The sequence below is a fragment of the Anoxybacillus sp. PDR2 genome (assembly GCF_009834045.1).
Taxonomy (GTDB): Bacteria; Bacillota; Bacilli; order Bacillales; family Anoxybacillaceae; genus Anoxybacteroides; species Anoxybacteroides rupiense.
This window is the reverse complement of sequence record NZ_CP047158.1, coordinates 15001-32500: the sequence shown is the minus strand read 5'-3', so window position 1 is coordinate 32500 and position 17500 is coordinate 15001. Positions and strand designations below refer to the sequence as shown.

Genomic DNA, 17500 nt, shown 5'->3' with positions numbered 1-17500 from the left:
TACGTCACTTTTCTCTTGCTAAAGCTCTATCATTTCTTTTTCAAATCGTATTTGTCGAAGGTAACTTCTTTTATAGAAGAATATATTTTTGAATAATCACTAAAGCAGCCACTCCGGGAATTCCTAAAAATCCAGATATAAATGATGTTAAAAGGTTAATGGGTACATGAATATTAAAAGAAGTTCCAATAGCATTTAAAACAAATAAAAATAACGCTCCGATCATTAATTTAATAGCCCCGTAACCAAAAAAACGAATGGGCTTTAAGGGTGTTCCCACAAACAACAAAAGAACAATGGCACAAAAAAACAAAGTAATCACCATTTTGGGTTCCATTATATCCGCCCCTTTATATAAAGATTGCTTGTACTACTTCAACATTATGCGTACATGACAAAAAAAGAACAAAAAAAGGAGCTTATCTCGCTCCTTTTAATGATAGACGCCGAAGCTTTGCTTCTCGAATAAGAAAAAAATATTTCGCTTCAGCAATTTTTACATCGATGAGTACTTCCTGTGAAGGCTCTATGCTTTTCTCAATAAGCTGCTTTTGTTTCATCCATTCCTCTCTCGTTACTTCCAGTTCTTCAATTAATCGCTGATCGAATTGCTTTTTTAACCATCCTTTGCGTCGCCAAAGCACGCGACTCACCTCAACTAAATTTTCTTATAATTCTCGGCGACCTTCAAGAGCCTTGGAAAGCGTCACTTCATCTGCATATTCTAGGTCTCCTCCTACTGGCAATCCATGAGCAATCCGGGTTACTTTGATGCCTGTTGGCTTCAGGAGCCTTGATATATACATAGCTGTCGCTTCTCCTTCGATGTTAGGGTTTGTAGCTAAAATAACCTCCTGCACCGTTTCATCCTGAAGACGCTTTAGCAGTTCAGGAATTTTGATATCTTCTGGACCGATGCCATCCATTGGAGAAATAGCTCCATGCAAGACATGATACAGTCCGTTGTACTCTTTCATTTTTTCCATTGCGATCACATCTTTCGACTCTTGAACTACGCAGATCGTCGTTTGGTCCCGTCTTTCATCTTCACAAATATAGCACGGATCCCTATCTGTAATATGGCCGCACACCGTACAATAAGACAAATTGCGCTTGGCGTTTACTAACGCTTTAGCAAAGTCTAATACAGTATCTTCTTTCATATCAAGGACAAAAAAAGCGAGCCGCACCGCTGTTTTCGGTCCAATTCCCGGCAATTTCATAAAGCTGTCAATTAATTTGGATATCGGCTCTGGATAATGCATGAAACATCCTCCTAGAACAGGCCTGGGATATTTAAACCTTTTGTAAATTGTCCCATCGTTTCCGCTGTCAGCTCATCTACTTTTTTCAACGCATCATTTGTTGCAGCTAAAATTAAGTCTTGCAGCATCTCAATATCCTCAGGATCGACAACCTCTTCTTTAATTTTCACCTCCAAAATTTGCTTATGGCCATTTGCAACTACAGTGACCATGCCACCCCCAGCTGTTCCCTCTACTTGTTTTTCAGCGAGCTCTTCTTGTGCTTTTTGCATATCTTTTTGCATTTTTTGCATTTGCTTCATCATTTTTTGCATGTTTCCCATTCCACGCATCATGATCAATTCCTCCTTTAAGATTATTCTTTAATTTCGATTAAATCTTCTCCAAACAATCGTTTGGCTTCCGCAATAAGCGGATCCTCCTCCCGCCGAGGTTCTTTGTCTCTTTGCATTCCTTTTTCACGAATAAACTCTTCTCTTATCGCTCCCCATTCTTCATCAGGAACAGCGATCATTTCAACATGACGCTGCGTCAAATCAAACAAAATGGCTTCTACGTTTTCCTTTACTTGGTTCGTATTATCAGCTGCCATTTTACAATGAATTTCGTATTTAAATTTTAAAACAAATGCCTGAGGGCTTGCTGCAACTGGCTCACTTTCCTGCAATAGAGCAGCATGTGATACTTTATTTTGCTTTTTTAAAATATCGAGTACTTCTGCCCAATGGCTTTTAATTAATAATAAATCTTGGTGTGTGGCCTGCTTTAATATTTCATGAATGCGGCCGACAGGCGTTTTATATCCGCTTGTTTTCAATGGTTTTGTCGTTTTTTTCGTTTGGACAGATACAGAATCTTGAGGTGGCGCAGAAATCCCTTGTTCTTTCAAACGAAGCAGCTCTGTCTCCAGATTTTCGATTTTCTTTATCAGATGACGCATGTCTTCTGCTGCAGGTAATGATGGAGACTGGTGCTCTTGATGACAAAGCTTGACTAAAGCAACTTCTAAAAAAATACGTGGATGATTCGTCCATTTCATTTCCTGCTGACTTTTATTTAAAATTTCGATTGTTTCGTAAATAGAGGACACAGGAATCATTTGAGCAAGCTGCTGAAACTCCTGATCCACCAACACCTCTCTTATCATGCCGCTTAAATCTGGAGCTGTCTTGTATAACAGAAGATCTCGATAATAAAAGATTAAATCCTCGATCAAGCGATTTGAATCCTTTCCCTGATCCATAAATTGCTCTAAAAGCCGTAAAGCTTCCGCCACATTTTTTTGGTGAACAGCTCGGACAAGATCAGTCAACATAAAAGAAGATACTGCTCCTGTCATAGAAAGCACATCTTCCAGCAATACTTCTTCTTCGCTGAAGGAAATGGCTTGATCAAGCAAGCTTAATGCGTCGCGCATACCTCCGTCCGCTGCGCGGGCGATTGCAAATAGCGCTTCATCAGAAGCCCTAATATGCTGTGCATCGATCACTTGTCTTAATCTCGAAACGATCGAATGAGGCTGAATTCTACGAAAATCAAAGCGTTGACAACGCGAAATAATAGTAGGCGGAATTTTATGCGGCTCGGTTGTCGCTAAAATAAAAATGACATGCTTTGGAGGCTCTTCTAACGTCTTTAATAATGCGTTAAAAGCACCGATCGAAAGCATATGCACCTCATCTACAATATACACCTTATATCGTACAGAAGTAGGTGCAAATTTTACTTTCTCACGAATATCACGAATTTCATCTACTCCATTATTGGATGCTGCATCAATTTCTAATACATCTGGAATAGAACCGTTCGTGATGCCAACACAAGCTGGACATTCGTTACATGGCTCAGCTACTGGCGCCCTCTCGCAATTTACAGCCTTCGCCAAAATTTTCGCAGCGCTTGTTTTACCTGTACCACGTGGACCAGAAAAAAGATAAGCGTGGGATATTTTATTTTGAAGCAGGGCACTTTGCAATGTTTTCGTTACATGCTCCTGACCGACAACATCAGCGAATAACTGCGGCCGAAACACACGATATAGCGCTTGATATGTCACAAAAACGGCCCTCCTCTTTTCTCTTATCTTATTTATTATATAATGTCTTAATCGTTTTTCAAAACACAAAACAAAATAAAAAAAACCCACTCTTTGTAAAGAGTGAGATTGACTTATGTATGGTATACCGTGCACCTTCCGTCGATTAGCTGCCCCAAGCGTTGCTTAAGCAGTTAGCTCAGTCCAGGCTCCCCCACGGCACATGGGAGCATCCGCTTACTGCTGCTTCCTTCCGGACCTGACAGGGTTCACGGAATCCCATTGCGTGGGACCCAGACGTCAACACCACTTGCTTAAGACAGACCTCACAACATACTAACCTCGGGAAGGAATTCGGTCTCGCTAGAGCGGATTGCGAGTACAGGGCACCGCTACCTCCCCACTTAGCACGGCAAATATAAGTATATCGTCTTTTTTTAAAAAAAGCAATGAATGCAGATGGTAATTTATTTGGAATGTTCGCCAGTCTTTTCATCTTTCTGTTTTTTTCTGATTCTTAGCTGTCGGAAAAAATCGCTGAGAATACGGCCGCATTCTTCTTGCCGTACACCACCTACCACCTCTGTTTGATGGTTAAACCTGGACTCTTGCAATAAATTCATCAGCGTTCCAGCACATCCTCCTTTTGGATCGCTCGCGCCAAACACCACCCTCTTTATCCTTGAAAGAACAATAGCTCCGGCGCACATCGCACATGGTTCTAATGTGACGTATAGTGTCGCGTCTTCAAGACGCCATGACCCCATCGCCTCACACGCTTGATCAATCGCTAATATTTCAGCGTGAGCAATAGCCCGTTGCTCAGTTTCCCGCAAATTATGAGCGCTTGCAATAATTTCACCATTTTTTACAATAATAGCCCCAATCGGCACCTCTCCTATTTTCTCTGCTTTTTTAGCTTCTTCAATCGCTAACTGCATATAGTACTCATCATTCATGATTAAACCCTCACTAAAATAACCGTCATTTCGCTTTTTTCTTAATCATAAAATATGAAGAAGGAAAGAGGCAACTAGGAGGGAATATATGCAAATTCATGTTGTACAGCAAGGACAAACTCTGACGGGAATTGCTCAAGCTTACAATACGACTCCTGAAGAGATTATTCGTGCCAACAAAATTGAAACGCCAAATTCACTCGTTGTGGGCCAAACCGTCGTCATTCCGATTGTTGGGAGATTTTATTGGATAAAATCAGGAGACAGCCTTTGGTCAATCGCTAGACAGTTTCAAACAACACCGCAACAGCTTGCTCAAATCAATCGTATACAAATAAACACCCCTCTACAAATTGGACAGCGTTTATATATTCCACCGCTCCCAAAAAGAAACGCTGAATTTAATGGATATGTCGAGCCGCGGACGGCGAACGTGCTTCCTGTTTTGGAGGAAAGCGCGCGGAGTGCTGCTCCATACTTAACATACCTCGCCCCATTTAGCTTTCGTATTCAAAGAGATGGAACATTAAAAGAGCCGCTTCTTAATAACTTTCCTTCTATTGCACGTGCGGATAATGTAACATTAATGATGGTAATCACCAATATTGAAAATGACCAATTTAGCGATGAATTAGGATCTATTATCTTGAATAACGAAGCACTGCAAAACCGATTTCTTGAAAACATCGTTTCTACAGCCAAACGGTATGGTTTTCGTGATATCCATTTCGACATGGAATATTTACGTCCCGCTGATCGAGACGCATATAGCGCCTTTTTACGTAAAGCTAAACAACGATTTAATCGAGAAGGTTGGTTAATGTCAACCGCTCTCGCTCCAAAAACAAGTGCTACACAAAAAGGCCGCTGGTACGAAGCACACGATTATAGAGCTCACGGCCAAATTGCTGATTTCGTTGTGATTATGACCTATGAATGGGGATATAGCGGCGGACCGCCAATGCCCGTTTCACCAATCGGTCCTGTTCGACAAGTATTAGAGTATGCGATCACCGAAATGCCTGCTTCAAAAATTATGATGGGACAAAATTTATACGGCTATGATTGGACGCTTCCATATGTTCCTGGGGGGAAATACGCCCAAGCTATTAGTCCGCAACAAGCAATCCGTCTTGCCAACCGTTATCATGCTGCGATCGAATATGATTCAAAAGCACAAGCCCCTCATTTTCGTTATCGGGACGAAAACGGAAACGATCATCAAGTATGGTTTGAAGATGCTCGTTCCATACAAGCCAAATTTGATTTAGTCAAAGAGCTCGGCTTAAGGGGCGTTAGCTATTGGAAGCTTGGTTTAGATTTCCCACAAAATTGGCTTCTCATCACTGATAATTTCAATGTTATAAAGAGGTAGAAAGCACTTGATATTCAAGTGCTATTTCTTTTATTGATCTCTCCCTTTTCTCTTATCGTATATGCTAAAATAAAACCTGTCTGTCTAAATAGACTTTGAACGATCAAGGAGGGGCGTCACATGGGGATCGTACCGTTTATTGCGGTAGAGGGACCGATTGGGGTTGGAAAAACATCGCTAGCCAAAGCTATTTCTGAACAATTTCATTATCATTTACTAAAAGAAATCGTTGACGAAAATCCATTTCTCGGGAAATTTTATGAAAATATTGAAGAGTGGAGCTTTCAAACAGAAATGTTCTTTCTCTGCAATCGCTATAAGCAATTAGAAGATATCAATCGCGATTTTCTGAAAAAACAAAAGCCTGTCGTGGCTGATTATCACATTCTAAAAAACCTCATTTTTGCAGAAAGAACATTAAGATATGATCAATATCAAAAATACTTAAAAATATACCACATCTTAACGGATGATATGCCAGAGCCTAATATGATCATCTATCTCAATGCGAGTCTCGATACATTGCTACACAGAATCAAGATGAGAGGAAGGAAGATCGAAAAAAAGATCGATCCATTGTATTTACATGAACTATCCATTGCGTATGAACGAACAATGGAATTGTTAAAAAAAGAAAAGCCGCACATTCCTATTTTACATTTTGATGGGGACAAGCTTGATTTTGTCCAGCGTAAATCAGATTTACTCTACATATTTGAACAAATCAAAAATGGATTAGAAGGAGTTAACTGCAATGAACTTACGTGAAAAATATCATATTCCGCATGATGCTGTCATTACAATTGCCGGGACGGTCGGCGTCGGAAAATCAACAATGACGAAAGCTCTTGCCAAAGCACTACAGTTTCGCACTTCTTTTGAAAAAGTAGATACAAACCCATATTTGGACAAATTTTATGCTGATTTTCAACGATGGAGCTTCCACTTGCAAATTTATTTTCTTGCCGAACGATTCAAAGAACAAAAACGAATCTTCGAATATGGTGGAGGATTTGTGCAAGATCGCTCCATTTATGAGGATACGGGCATCTTTGCCAAAATGCATTTTGAGAAAGGAACAATGACAAAAGTCGATTATGAAACATATACGAGCTTATTTGAAGCGATGGTGATGACTCCTTATTTTCCTCACCCAGATTTGGTCATTTATTTAGAGGGAAGCTTTGAAGAAATTTTACGGCGAATTCAAGAGCGCGGCCGGCCTATGGAGCAACAAACTCCAATAGAATATTGGAAAGAAATGTATGATCGTTATGAACAATGGATTAATAGCTTTAATGCCTGCCCTGTACTTCGCATTAATATTAATGACTACGATCTATTGGAAGACGATCAATCCATTGAGCCAATTATCGAAAAAATGGCTCACATTCTTCATCAATACCGCTGTTTAAAAAGATAACCGCCTATTCTGAGGCGGTTTTTTATAAAGCGGGCAAAGCGCAAAATAAAAAATTCGTTACAATAAAGTAACGAATCGTTTCGAATAACAATCTCCATTTATGCGCAGTGGTGCTTTAAACGAACTGATGGCGGAGGAGGAGGGATTCGAACCCCCGCGCGCCTCTCGACGCCTCTCGGTTTTCAAGACCGACCCCTTCAGCCAGACTTGGGTACTCCTCCTTATCGACAAGAATTACTTTACCATACGAAAATACATCCGTCAATACTTTTCATCCTTTTCCCCCATATTCGAAATATAAAGAAAATAATCGTGGTACCAGACAAAATTCATTCGCTTGCTATCCTTGTGCTGTGTAAATAGAAACGAACGGCATCAATAAAAAATCACAGTCGGAAGGCAAGCCAGTGACTTGCCTCCGATATTTTAAGTCATCTTTCTATTATTTTTGCCGTTACTCCTGATCCGATAATTATCGGATGACTTCTTTATTTCCCATATAAGGACGCAACACTTTTGGAATTAAGACAGTGCCATCCTCTTGCTGATAATTTTCCAAAATAGCAGCCACTGTCCGGCCAATAGCTAAACCAGATCCATTAAGCGTATGAACGTGTTCAGGTTTCGCTTTTGGATCTCGGCGAAAACGAATATTAGCACGGCGCGCTTGGAATGACTCGAAGTTGCTGCAAGAAGAAATTTCTCGGTAAGTGCCGTAGCTTGGGAGCCAAACTTCGATATCATATTTTTTAGCCGCTGTAAATCCTAAATCACCTGTGCACATGCTCATCACACGATAAGGCAGTTCTAGCAACTGAAGCACCTTCTCAGCATGGCTCGTTAATTTTTCTAGCTCCGCATAAGAGTCCTCAGGCTTCACAAATTTCACAAGCTCCACTTTGTTAAATTGATGCTGGCGAATTAGTCCTCTTGTATCGCGGCCAGCTGAACCGGCCTCTGAACGGAAGCATGCACTATATGCCACATAGTTGAGCGGCAAGTCTTCTGCTGATAAAATTTCGTCGCGGTGCAGATTAGTCACAGGCACTTCTGCCGTAGGAATTAAAAAATAATCCTCGCTTTCAATTCGAAACGCATCCTCTTCAAATTTGGGCAATTGACCTGTTCCTGTCATGCTAGAACGATTTACAATATATGGAGGGAGCACTTCTTCATATCCATGCTCTTCTACATGCAGATCAAGCATGAAACTAATAAGCGCTCGCTCTAACCGAGCACCTAATCCTTTATAAAATACAAATCGGCTTCCTGTCACTTTCGCTGCACGCTCAAAATCCAAAATGCCAAGCTGATCAGCAATTTCCCAATGTGGCTTCGCTTCAAATGAAAACGCACGAGGTTCTCCCCATTTGCGGATTTCCACATTATCCTCTTCAGATTCCCCGATCGGCACAGATTCATGTGGAATATTCGGAATCGAAAGCAATAACATCTCTAACGTCTCTTCGACTTGTCGCAATTCATGATCCAACACTTTAATGCGATCGCCAACTTCACGCATTTCAGTGATCAAATGATCAGCATCCTGCTTTTCCCGCTTTAAAATAGCGATTTGTTGAGATACCTCGTTCCGTTTACTTTTTAGCTCCTCTGCTTTAGCAATGAGCTCCCTCCGCTTCTGATCAAGCTCTTCAAAACGAGTAAAATCCGTTAAATCTTCACCACGATGTTTCAGCTTTTCTTTCACTTCCGCTAAATTCGTGCGCAAAAATTTCAAATCTAACATCTCTTGTTCCTCCTTTTTTATTCCTAAAATAAAAAACTCTCGTCCCCTTATTAAACCAAGGGACGAGAGTAACCCGCGTTGCCACCCTAATTGAAGACAAAATGTCTTCCACTCAAATTGGTAACGGCTTGACACCGGAAATGCTTACTTGCGTTCAAGCGTTCGGCATTTCGCTCAAGGATGGATTCACAAGCGTTTCCCATCGGTTCGCACCACCCACCGATTCTCTGAAGAGAAACATTCCTGCTACTATTTCCTTTCATCACTTTAACGCTCATTCACTTTTAATAAAAATAATGTACTACAAGGTTCGGCAAGATGCAATGGTTTTATTCCATCGATTCTTTAACCATATTTATAAAATACTGTGTCATTCGATGATCTTCTGTTAATTCTGGATGGAAAGAGCATCCTAAAAATTGTCCCTGTCTCGCAGCGACTATTCGTCCCTCGTGCTTTGCTAAAATTTCTACCTCTTCTCCAACTTCAACAATATGTGGTGCACGAATAAAGACACCAACAAAATCATCAGCGACTCCAGTAATTGACAGTTCCGCTTCAAAGCTTTCCCGCTGACGGCCAAATGAATTCCGTTCAACAGTAATATCCATTAAACCAAGATGTGGTTCATCATATCCAACAATACGTTTAGCTAACATAATCAAGCCTGCGCACGTTCCAAAGATGGGTTTACCTTGTGCAGCAAACTCCTTTAACGGCATTATAAAACCGTATTGATCCATTAGCCGACGCATCGTCGTACTCTCGCCACCTGGAATAATAAGACCATCGATTTCTTGAACCTGCTCCATTTTTTTGATGACAGCCGCTTCAGCTCCACACGATTCAATCGACTGAACGTGCTCTCGGACAGCTCCTTGCAAACCTAAAACACCAATTTTTATCATCTTAACCTTCTCCCTTGATTACCAGCCGCGTTCTTGCATGCGTTGTTCAGGTAATAACGACGAAATATCGATTCCTCTCATCGCCCCGCCTAACCCTTTAGAAAGATGAGCAATTAGTTCATAGTCTTCGTAATGAGTCGTTGCTTCAACAATCGCACGCGCATATTTCTCCGGATTCTCTGATTTGAAAATACCAGACCCTACAAATACGCCATCTGCTCCTAAGTACATCATTAAAGCAGCATCCGCAGGAGTCGCTACTCCACCCGCTGCGAAATTAACTACAGGTAACCGGCCTAATCGTTTAATCTCAAGCAGCACTTCAAACGGAGCGCCGAGATTTTTTGCTTCTGTCATCAACTCATCTTCACTCATGCTCACAACTTTACGCACTTGAGCATTCACTTTGCGCATATGGCGGACAGCTTCAACAATATTTCCTGTTCCCGGCTCTCCTTTTGTCCGCAGCATCGATGCGCCTTCAGCAATCCGACGAGCTGCCTCCCCTAAATCTCGACATCCGCACACAAATGGTACGGTAAATTGGCGTTTATCAATATGGAATTCTTCATCAGCAGGAGTCAAAACTTCACTTTCATCAATATAGTCTACCCCTAACGCTTCAAGAACTCTTGCCTCCACATAATGACCAATACGCGCTTTCGCCATTACCGGAATGGAAACAGCTTTCATTACTTCTTCCACTACAGTTGGATCTGCCATACGAGCAACACCGCCTGCAGCCCGGATATCAGCTGGCACGCGCTCCAATGCCATAACCGCTACAGCTCCAGCAGCTTCTGCGATTTTTGCTTGTTCAGCATTTACCACATCCATAATAACGCCGCCTTTTTGCATTTCCGCCATTCCGCGTTTGACACGCTCTGTACCTGTAATAGCCACTTGTGATTCCTCCTAATAACCTCATGTAGTCGTATTTTTTCATGAAAAAAGAAAGAAAAGCGATAAGAAATAATTTAATTACATTTTCTTATTTTACCTCAATTTTTTTAAAAATCACAATAAAAAAAGTAAAAAGCTCCTCCTGCTTGAGGAGGAAGCTTTTTACAACCAGCCTTTGACCGTCTTTGTCACACTTGTCCAAATATCGCTGAATAAACCGCCGATTCCTCTCATCATCAATACAAATCCATTTGCTTTTTCCACGCTTTGTTTAGCTACAACATCTACCTGTACGGCACTTTTCCCATTTGGTGTCAAATAATCATCATCATTAGCTCCCGTATACCGCACCGTCATGTATCCAACTTTTTCGCCTTTTTTGATCGGTGCTGTTAACTCTCCATCTTTATTGAGCTTTTTCTTGTCAAACACATATACTGGCTTATAGTTTTTGTCTTCCCCATTTTTTATGACAAGAGAAAGGGTTTTTTTCGTGACAACAGCTACTGATTTTTCCTTTCCCTTCGTTACAGGCAGAGTAGCGTCACCTTTTTGTTGATACCCTGCTGGATAAAGTTCTTTTAATGAATAGTTGCTGAACGCATAATCCAATAGCTTTCTCGTTTGCTCGAATCGAGCATTAATGGTCGATTTGCCATTGCTTTTTGCATTCATAACAACCGTAATAAAGCGAACACCGTTTTTCTCCGCCGTTCCTGTAAAGCAGTAGCCAGCAAAATCTGTATATCCTGTTTTCAATCCGTCTACTCCCTCATAGCCATAAACAAGACCTGGCAGCATCCAGTTCCAATTGTCCATTTTAATTTGGTCGTCTGTGCCTTCTCTAAATGTTTTTTTCGTTATGCTCGAGGTTTCTAACACTTCAGGATACTCTTTAAGTAAATGGTAAGCTAACGTAGCAACAGCACGAGCTGACATAACATTTTCTTCGCTTGCTTCTGTTCCTTGTGGATGAAATCCTTGTAAATCTTGATTGCTTAGTCCTGTCGCATTGACAAATTTATAACCTTGTAACCCCAGTTTTTTCGCTTTTTCATTCATCATTCTGACGAAGTTTTCCTCTGAACCGCCTACAATTTCAGCGATAGCAACTGCAGCGGCATTAGCAGAATAGATCGCCATTGCCTCATAAAGCTCACGAACGGTATACTTTCCATCTTTTCTTAGTGGAACATTAGATAGATCGCGATCTTGTGACAGACGGTATACATAATCACTTGGTGTATATTCTTGATCCCATTTCACACGTTTTTGTTTCACTGCTTCTAATAACAAATATTCTGTCATCATTTTTGTCATACTTGCGATTCCAAGAACGGTATCAATATTCTTTTGGTACAAAATTCTTCCTGATCCTGCATCAACAAGTATCGCCGCATCCGCTTCAATATTTATCGGATCCTGTGCGGCCTCCACTTTTTTATTCAATGGAAAAACCGTTGCTAGCAGGAACACTAAAACTAATCCTATTATTATACTTTTCTTTCTTTTCACTTTTACACCCTCCTTACACAAACGTTATTGTAACATACTCCTATACAAAAAAATAGACGGAGGAACCTTCCTCCGCTTCAAGCGATCGAAATGCAACTTGGCATGCTAACATTTTCGCTTCTTCTTCGACTAAGCGACTATTTGATTTCGACAGTCAGGTGGCCGAACAACAACGTCTTCCAGATAAATGCATTTGTTGCTCGTCTCTCTGTCACACTTTGGCGTGACGAAGGCAAGTCTATGACTTGCCTCTGACAGTCAAAAAATGGAGCGGCTTCTTTCCAATCGCGCTATAACTTTCATATAAAGCTTGTACACTGAAAAAACTACTAATGTTACATCAACAGGCAAATCATTATGAAATGGAATAGTTTGGAGCTTCTTTTGTGATTTGTACATCATGCGGATGGCTTTCCCGCAATCCTGCACCTGTCATGCGAATAAATTGTGACTTCTCGCGCAATTCTTCTAGATTTTTTGTTCCACAATAGCCCATTCCGGATCTTAAACCACCGACAAGTTGATAAATCGTATCGGCAAGCGGTCCTTTATAAGGCACACGGCCTTCGATTCCTTCCGGAACAAATTTTTTATTATCTTCTTGGAAGTAGCGGTCCTTACTTCCTTTTTCCATCGCTGAAACAGATCCCATTCCACGGTACACTTTAAAACGACGGCCTTGATAAATTTCGGTTTCTCCAGGGCTTTCTGTTACCCCAGCTAAAAGGCTTCCAAGCATTACGGCATGAGCGCCAGCTGCTAGAGCCTTCACAATATCGCCTGAATACTTAATTCCGCCATCTGCAATAATTGGAACACCGTATTTGCGCGCCTCTGTCGCACAATCATAAATAGCTGTGATTTGTGGCACTCCTACACCAGCAACAACGCGCGTCGTACAGATCGAACCTGGTCCAATTCCCACTTTGATAATATTAGCCCCAGCCTCAATTAAATCTCTTGTCGCTTCTGCCGTAGCCACATTTCCTGCAATAATATTTAGCTTCGGATACTGTTCGCGGATTTTTCGTACTGTATCAAGAACACCTTTTGAATGGCCGTGAGCCGTATCTACAACAATTACGTCCACATTGGCCTCAACTAATTTTTTTACACGAATCATTGTATCAGCTGTTACCCCAACAGCAGCACCAACTAATAAACGGCCTTTTTCGTCCTTTGCTGAGTTCGGAAACTCAATCACCTTTTCAATGTCTTTAATCGTGATTAATCCTTTCAAAACGCCATTTTCGTCAACAAGAGGCAATTTTTCAACCTTATATTTTTGCAAAATCTTTTCTGCCTCTTCTAAAGTAGTACCTACAGGAGCTGTAATTAGGTTTTCCTTTGTCATGACATCGGAAATTTTTATGGAGTAATCTTGAATAAAACGTAAGTCTCGATTGGTAATAATGCCGACCAGCTTTTGTTCTGTTTCATTATTAACAATTGGAACACCGGAAATGCGATATTTGCCCATCAAGTGCTCCGCATCATATACTTGATGATCTGGAGTCAAAAAGAATGGATCAGTAATTACTCCACGTTCTGAACGCTTAACTTTGTCTACCTGCTCTGCCTGTTGTTCGATTGACATGTTTTTATGAATAATTCCTAATCCACCTTGGCGAGCCATTGCAATCGCCATTTCTGCTTCAGTAACGGTATCCATCCCTGCACTGATAATGGGAATATTTAACGATAACGTTGGAGTAAGTTGAGTTTTAACATCTACATCTCGAGGCAATACTTCTGATTTTGCAGGAATAAGAAGAACATCATCAAAGGTCAATCCTTCTTTTACAAATTTAGATTCCCACATGTTTTATCCTCCTCATCCGGAAATATTATTAGTAGCTTAACAACTGGTTAAAATACTGTCAAGGAATCAAGGAAATGTTCGATTTTTCTTTCAATTTTATCATTTCAACGAAAGGGGAATGGTCAATGTTACATAGCGAGGAAGTTTGGATGAAATTTTCCTCTTTCCATTCTACAAGCATGGTTCAACAATTGTTATACCGTTGTTATTCCAAGACGGGAAGAGAAGACGCAAAACAAAAAAGTTATGCAAATGGCTACGCTTTTCTTTACTATTTACAGCATGGTCAAAGCTTTTATCTGACAGCTCGAACAGCTCCTCTCTCAATTCAACCTGTCCTTTTATTTTATGGAATGGTCCAGCTTTTAAAAGCTTGTATTCTTACTGTAGATGCTGATTATCCCATGTCATCATCTGTTTTAGCGCATGGTGTTTCAACAAGAAAGCAAAAAAAACAAAATTATAATTTTTTCAATGACGAAGTAAAAGTTCAAAAGCACGGATTGTTTACTCATTTTTCTGAAAAAATGTTCCATGTGAAACATATGGCTGGAGAAAAATTTCAAATGCGTTCTTTATTAAAGCGCATTAGCGAGCTTCACGAATTGTTTGAAGTCTACTATGGGGCTAAGCTATCAAGGAAAGTCCATTACGATCCTTTTCGACAATGCATCCTCATTCCAGTTACTATTTTAGACGATTACCATATGACATTTTCTCATTTCATAAGCCATGTCATTCCAGAATGGCACTGGATTCAAAAAGAATCTGTTGAAATAGAGGGGAATTATATTAAAGCCATTTGTACTGATCAATTAAAATCATTAGAGCATGAACCGTTTATGTTTGATTTGAGCACGAAAACATATCGTCTTCCGACACAACGCGAAGAGATATTTCAAAAACAGGAGGTTATATTTCATTATTTATTATTATATAACTTAAGCATGATCTCTCGATACGAAACAGAATGGTGGAGTGAATTGCTACATTCCTATTCGAGCGAAGCCTATCCGTTTATCCATAAGTTTTTATCTGTAACATTTGAAAAAGTCCCTTTTTTATTGTATGAGTATTTAGCTTTAACTAACTGATCGTATTTTGCAACAGTCGGTTGTCGAGATCCATTCATGAGTCCCCGGATCTCTGATCTTGGCCTCTACTACAATAAGTACATGATAAAAAAGTTTGTAGAGCGGCCGTTGACCACCAAATCATTTATATATAAATCCAAGTTCTTTTTTGGGCATACGGTTATCTCGTCTCTGAGCCGTCTACACTGAAAATAGGATAGACGGACAGGAGTGGTAGAGATGAAAACTTGGCAAATTACAGAGACACACGGCTGGACCATTGATGCATTACGCCAACAAGAAAAACAATCCAAACACACATGGCAGTACAAGCAAGTGGCTTCCATTCGGATGGTGATGGAAGGATACAAGGGCATTGAGGTTGCTGCTTGCCTCGGTTTGAATCGCAAAAGCGTATCCGAATACGTTCGTCTGTTTTCAGAAGGCGGTCTCGATCAGTTGTTGAGCCGGAACTTCACTTCGCACAAGCCTACCTACTTGTCTCTGGAAGAACAAGATGAGTGAATCGCCATCGTGAGTGAACAAACACCATGTGAACTTGGGTTTGCGCAAGAGTCGTACTGGAATACGAAACTGATCCAAACCTTTCTCATGAACCGATTTCATGTGGGAATGTCAAGGGAAGGTATTCGCCTCATGGTGCATCGACTCGGCTTTCGCTATACGCGACCGACGTATGTCCTGATCAAAGTCAATGAACAAAAACAACAGAACTTCCAAAGTGAGCTGAATATGATAAAAAAACGTGATGACTGACTCCTGTGTTCTGTTATATGAAGATGAAATCCCTATCCGTGATGTCCAAACCCTACATGCCACCTGGCAGCCGAAAGGAAAACAAAAACAAGTGCCGGTTTCTGGATCTCAGACGACACGTCACCTGTTTGGCGAGGTGAATCCAGAAGAAGGAGAGGTATTCTTCATGGAAACGGACACGTGTAACACCCAAACATTTCACCAGTTCTTGAAATACTTGCTTCCATGCCATCCGCAAAAGCATCTCATTCTGGAGCTGGACCATGCTCGCTACCACCACGCCCTTGCACTGCGTCCTTTTTTGACTAAACACGAAGACAGGCTGACACTTTTCTTCTTGCCGTCTTACTCGCCTACTCTCAATCTTATGGAACGGATTTGGAAGTGGCTTAAGGAAGTGGTGCTGTCAAATCGATACGATAAGGACCGTGCAGACTTGCGAGACGGAATGAAATATATGTCCGTTTATTAACTTGGATTTATATATAAACAAAGGACCTGACTAAACGTGACGTTTAGTCAGGTCCTATTGTTTGTTTGCCTAGCAACGTCCTACTCTTGCAGGGGCGTTAGCCCCAACTACCATCGGCGCTGGAGAGCTTAACTTCCGTGTTCGGGATGGGAACGGGTGTGACCTCTCCGCCATCGTCACTAGACTATTCGAAGGATGGTTCCTTCAAAACTAGATAACAGATCAGAGAAGAAAGGATAGGCGGTGCTTTTCTTGATGTCTTGCTCCGCTTTCCATCGACATGCAAGCATGTCTCGTCGGAAGAATATTTTCCTTCCGGCGCTAAGCGCTCGCTTCCACTTTTCGTATTGTCTAGTTCCGCAAGCTGCATCCTACGGTCGTTTCCGCTTCTTCTGTCCCAGTCTCCTGACTTGTCCGTCAGAAGCTTGAACGCCCTATGGATGCAAGCGAGCTTGCTCCCCTTTTCGTATTGGTTAAGTCCTCGATCGATTAGTATCCGTCAGCTGCACGTGTCGCCACGCTTCCACCTCGGACCTATCTACCTCGTCATCTTCGAGGGATCTTACTTGCTTATGCAATGGGAAATCTCATCTTGAGGGAGGCTTCACGCTTAGATGCTTTCAGCGCTTATCCCTTCCGCACATAGCTACCCAGCGGTGCCCTTGGCAGGACAACTGGTACACCAGCGGTGCGTCCATCCCGGTCCTCTCGTACTAAGGACAGCTCCTCTCAAATTTCCTGCGCCCGCGACGGATAGGGACCGAACTGTCTCACGACGTTCTGAACCCAGCTCGCGTACCGCTTTAATGGGCGAACAGCCCAACCCTTGGGACCGACTACAGCCCCAGGATGCGATGAGCCGACATCGAGGTGCCAAACCTCCCCGTCGATGTGGACTCTTGGGGGAGATAAGCCTGTTATCCCCGGGGTAGCTTTTATCCGTTGAGCGATGGCCCTTCCATGCGGAACCACCGGATCACTAAGCCCGACTTTCGTCCCTGCTCGACTTGTAGGTCTCGCAGTCAAGCTCCCTTCTGCCTTTACACTCTTCGAATGATTTCCAACCATTCTGAGGGAACCTTTGGGCGCCTCCGTTACTCTTTGGGAGGCGACCGCCCCAGTCAAACTGCCCACCTGACACGGTCTCCCACCCCGATCAGGGGTGCGGGTTAGAACTTCAGTACGACAAGGGTGGTATCCCAAGGGCGACTCCGCCAAGACTGGCG

At 41.8% G+C, this 17500-nt stretch carries 18 protein-coding genes, 1 tRNA gene, 2 rRNA genes, 1 other RNA gene and 1 other annotated feature (1 of these 23 cut by a window edge); of the genes, 7 read left to right on the top strand and 15 right to left on the bottom strand.

The genetic code is table 11. The features are described 5' to 3' along the window. Nucleotides 1–70: 70 nt before the first annotated feature. The 7 genes from GRQ40_RS00160 to tadA form a co-directional block, all read right to left on the bottom strand. Nucleotides 71–337 carry a pro-sigmaK processing inhibitor BofA family protein gene (locus tag GRQ40_RS00160; RefSeq protein ID WP_044745770.1) on the bottom strand — a complete coding sequence of 89 codons (267 nt, stop codon included), beginning with the start codon at nt 335–337 and terminating at the stop codon, nt 71–73. Nucleotides 338–419: 82 nt separating this feature from the next. Next, on the bottom strand, nt 420–644 hold the full coding sequence (locus GRQ40_RS00155) for a YaaL family protein (protein WP_044745771.1): 225 nt from the start codon (nt 642–644) through the stop codon (nt 420–422). A 24-nt stretch (nt 645–668) separates the two neighbouring features. Next, entirely contained in the window at nt 669–1265 is a 597-nt protein-coding gene (gene recR / locus GRQ40_RS00150; protein WP_044745772.1) for a recombination mediator RecR, read from the bottom strand. 11 nt (nt 1266–1276) lie between these two features. Next, entirely contained in the window at nt 1277–1600 is a 324-nt protein-coding gene (locus GRQ40_RS00145) for a YbaB/EbfC family nucleoid-associated protein (protein WP_044745773.1), read from the bottom strand. A gap of 20 nt (nt 1601–1620) precedes the next feature. After that, on the bottom strand, nt 1621–3321 hold the full coding sequence (dnaX, locus tag GRQ40_RS00140) for a DNA polymerase III subunit gamma/tau (protein WP_044745774.1): 1701 nt from the start codon (nt 3319–3321) through the stop codon (nt 1621–1623). Nucleotides 3322–3448: 127 nt separating this feature from the next. After that, nucleotides 3449–3713: signal recognition particle sRNA large type (gene ffs / locus GRQ40_RS00135), an RNA gene on the bottom strand. A gap of 54 nt (nt 3714–3767) precedes the next feature. After that, the gene (gene tadA, locus GRQ40_RS00130) at nt 3768–4259 is read right to left on the bottom strand and encodes a tRNA adenosine(34) deaminase TadA (protein ID WP_080859806.1); all 492 of its coding nucleotides are present in this window, start codon (nt 4257–4259) and stop codon (nt 3768–3770) included. An 88-nt stretch (nt 4260–4347) separates the two neighbouring features. Here tadA and GRQ40_RS00125 point away from each other — a divergent pair, with 88 nt between their 5' ends. The 3 genes from GRQ40_RS00125 (at nt 4348) to GRQ40_RS00115 (ending at nt 7057) form a co-directional block, all read left to right on the top strand. After that, nucleotides 4348–5634, top strand: coding sequence for a glycoside hydrolase family 18 protein (locus tag GRQ40_RS00125; RefSeq protein WP_159719156.1), 1287 nt, complete (start codon nt 4348–4350; stop codon nt 5632–5634). Nucleotides 5635–5754: 120 nt separating this feature from the next. Beyond that, nucleotides 5755–6402 carry a deoxynucleoside kinase gene (locus tag GRQ40_RS00120; RefSeq protein WP_066145274.1) on the top strand — a complete coding sequence of 216 codons (648 nt, stop codon included), beginning with the start codon at nt 5755–5757 and terminating at the stop codon, nt 6400–6402. Beyond that, nucleotides 6389–7057, top strand: coding sequence for a deoxynucleoside kinase (locus tag GRQ40_RS00115; RefSeq protein ID WP_066145278.1), 669 nt, complete (start codon nt 6389–6391; stop codon nt 7055–7057). The genes GRQ40_RS00120 and GRQ40_RS00115 overlap by 14 nt, the downstream gene beginning before the upstream one ends. 128 nt (nt 7058–7185) lie before the next feature. On the opposite strand, the gene GRQ40_RS00110 is transcribed toward GRQ40_RS00115, so the two are convergent. The 6 genes from GRQ40_RS00110 to guaB all read right to left on the bottom strand — a co-directional run bounded on the left by GRQ40_RS00110 (nt 7186) and on the right by guaB (nt 13952). Continuing rightward, nucleotides 7186–7278 (bottom strand) — tRNA-Ser (locus tag GRQ40_RS00110). 251 nt (nt 7279–7529) lie between these two features. Continuing rightward, nucleotides 7530–8804, bottom strand: coding sequence for a serine--tRNA ligase (gene serS / locus GRQ40_RS00105; RefSeq protein ID WP_044745779.1), 1275 nt, complete (start codon nt 8802–8804; stop codon nt 7530–7532). Nucleotides 8805–8859: 55 nt separating this feature from the next. Beyond that, nucleotides 8860–9076: a binding site (T-box leader), on the bottom strand. A 57-nt stretch (nt 9077–9133) separates the two neighbouring features. After that, entirely contained in the window at nt 9134–9712 is a 579-nt protein-coding gene (gene pdxT, locus GRQ40_RS00100) for a pyridoxal 5'-phosphate synthase glutaminase subunit PdxT (RefSeq protein WP_159719155.1), read from the bottom strand. Between the two features lie 18 nt (nt 9713–9730). Then, nucleotides 9731–10615: a pyridoxal 5'-phosphate synthase lyase subunit PdxS gene (gene pdxS / locus GRQ40_RS00095; protein WP_044745781.1), complete on the bottom strand. Its 885-nt coding sequence runs from the start codon at nt 10613–10615 to the stop codon at nt 9731–9733. Nucleotides 10616–10777: 162 nt separating this feature from the next. Then, nucleotides 10778–12085, bottom strand: coding sequence for a serine hydrolase (locus GRQ40_RS00090; protein WP_370514192.1), 1308 nt, complete (start codon nt 12083–12085; stop codon nt 10778–10780). Between the two features lie 400 nt (nt 12086–12485). Further along, nucleotides 12486–13952 (bottom strand): IMP dehydrogenase, encoded by a 1467-nt coding sequence (gene guaB, locus GRQ40_RS00085; RefSeq protein WP_044745783.1) that lies wholly within the window; start codon nt 13950–13952, stop codon nt 12486–12488. Between the two features lie 125 nt (nt 13953–14077). On the opposite strand from guaB, the gene GRQ40_RS00080 reads away from it, so the two are divergent. From GRQ40_RS00080 to GRQ40_RS00065, 4 genes are all read left to right on the top strand, one after another. Beyond that, entirely contained in the window at nt 14078–15046 is a 969-nt protein-coding gene (locus GRQ40_RS00080) for a YaaC family protein (protein WP_066145293.1), read from the top strand. A gap of 219 nt (nt 15047–15265) precedes the next feature. Then, the gene (locus tag GRQ40_RS00075) at nt 15266–15550 is read left to right on the top strand and encodes a COG3415 family protein (protein ID WP_159719153.1); all 285 of its coding nucleotides are present in this window, start codon (nt 15266–15268) and stop codon (nt 15548–15550) included. 9 nt (nt 15551–15559) lie between these two features. Next, on the top strand, nt 15560–15802 hold the full coding sequence (locus tag GRQ40_RS18855) for a helix-turn-helix domain-containing protein (RefSeq protein WP_159719152.1): 243 nt from the start codon (nt 15560–15562) through the stop codon (nt 15800–15802). Beyond that, nucleotides 15795–16274, top strand: a complete 480-nt coding sequence (locus GRQ40_RS00065) for an IS630 family transposase (protein ID WP_236546434.1) — start codon at nt 15795–15797, stop codon at nt 16272–16274. The genes GRQ40_RS18855 and GRQ40_RS00065 overlap by 8 nt, the downstream gene beginning before the upstream one ends. 67 nt (nt 16275–16341) lie before the next feature. Here GRQ40_RS00065 and rrf read toward each other — a convergent pair. Then, nucleotides 16342–16458: ribosomal RNA gene (gene rrf / locus GRQ40_RS00060) — 5S ribosomal RNA — on the bottom strand. A 285-nt stretch (nt 16459–16743) separates the two neighbouring features. Then, nucleotides 16744–17500: ribosomal RNA gene (locus GRQ40_RS00055) — 23S ribosomal RNA — on the bottom strand (it continues 2172 nt past the right edge of the window).

Coding starts and splice junctions, on each gene's coding strand:
- GRQ40_RS00080 (WP_066145293.1), top strand. CDS start 14,078: ATGTTACATAGCGAGGAAGTTTGGATGAAATTTTCCTCTTTCCATTCT.
- GRQ40_RS00075 (WP_159719153.1), top strand. CDS start 15,266: ATGAAAACTTGGCAAATTACAGAGACACACGGCTGGACCATTGATGCA.
- GRQ40_RS00065 (WP_236546434.1), top strand. CDS start 15,795: ATGACTGACTCCTGTGTTCTGTTATATGAAGATGAAATCCCTATCCGT.
- GRQ40_RS00115 (WP_066145278.1), top strand. CDS start 6,389: ATGAACTTACGTGAAAAATATCATATTCCGCATGATGCTGTCATTACA.
- GRQ40_RS00145 (WP_044745773.1), bottom strand. CDS start 1,600: ATGATGCGTGGAATGGGAAACATGCAAAAAATGATGAAGCAAATGCAA.
- guaB (WP_044745783.1), bottom strand. CDS start 13,952: ATGTGGGAATCTAAATTTGTAAAAGAAGGATTGACCTTTGATGATGTT.
- serS (WP_044745779.1), bottom strand. CDS start 8,804: ATGTTAGATTTGAAATTTTTGCGCACGAATTTAGCGGAAGTGAAAGAA.
- pdxT (WP_159719155.1), bottom strand. CDS start 9,712: ATGATAAAAATTGGTGTTTTAGGTTTGCAAGGAGCTGTCCGAGAGCAC.
- GRQ40_RS00125 (WP_159719156.1), top strand. CDS start 4,348: ATGCAAATTCATGTTGTACAGCAAGGACAAACTCTGACGGGAATTGCT.
- tadA (WP_080859806.1), bottom strand. CDS start 4,259: ATGAATGATGAGTACTATATGCAGTTAGCGATTGAAGAAGCTAAAAAA.
- GRQ40_RS00120 (WP_066145274.1), top strand. CDS start 5,755: ATGGGGATCGTACCGTTTATTGCGGTAGAGGGACCGATTGGGGTTGGA.
- GRQ40_RS00160 (WP_044745770.1), bottom strand. CDS start 337: ATGGAACCCAAAATGGTGATTACTTTGTTTTTTTGTGCCATTGTTCTT.
- recR (WP_044745772.1), bottom strand. CDS start 1,265: ATGCATTATCCAGAGCCGATATCCAAATTAATTGACAGCTTTATGAAA.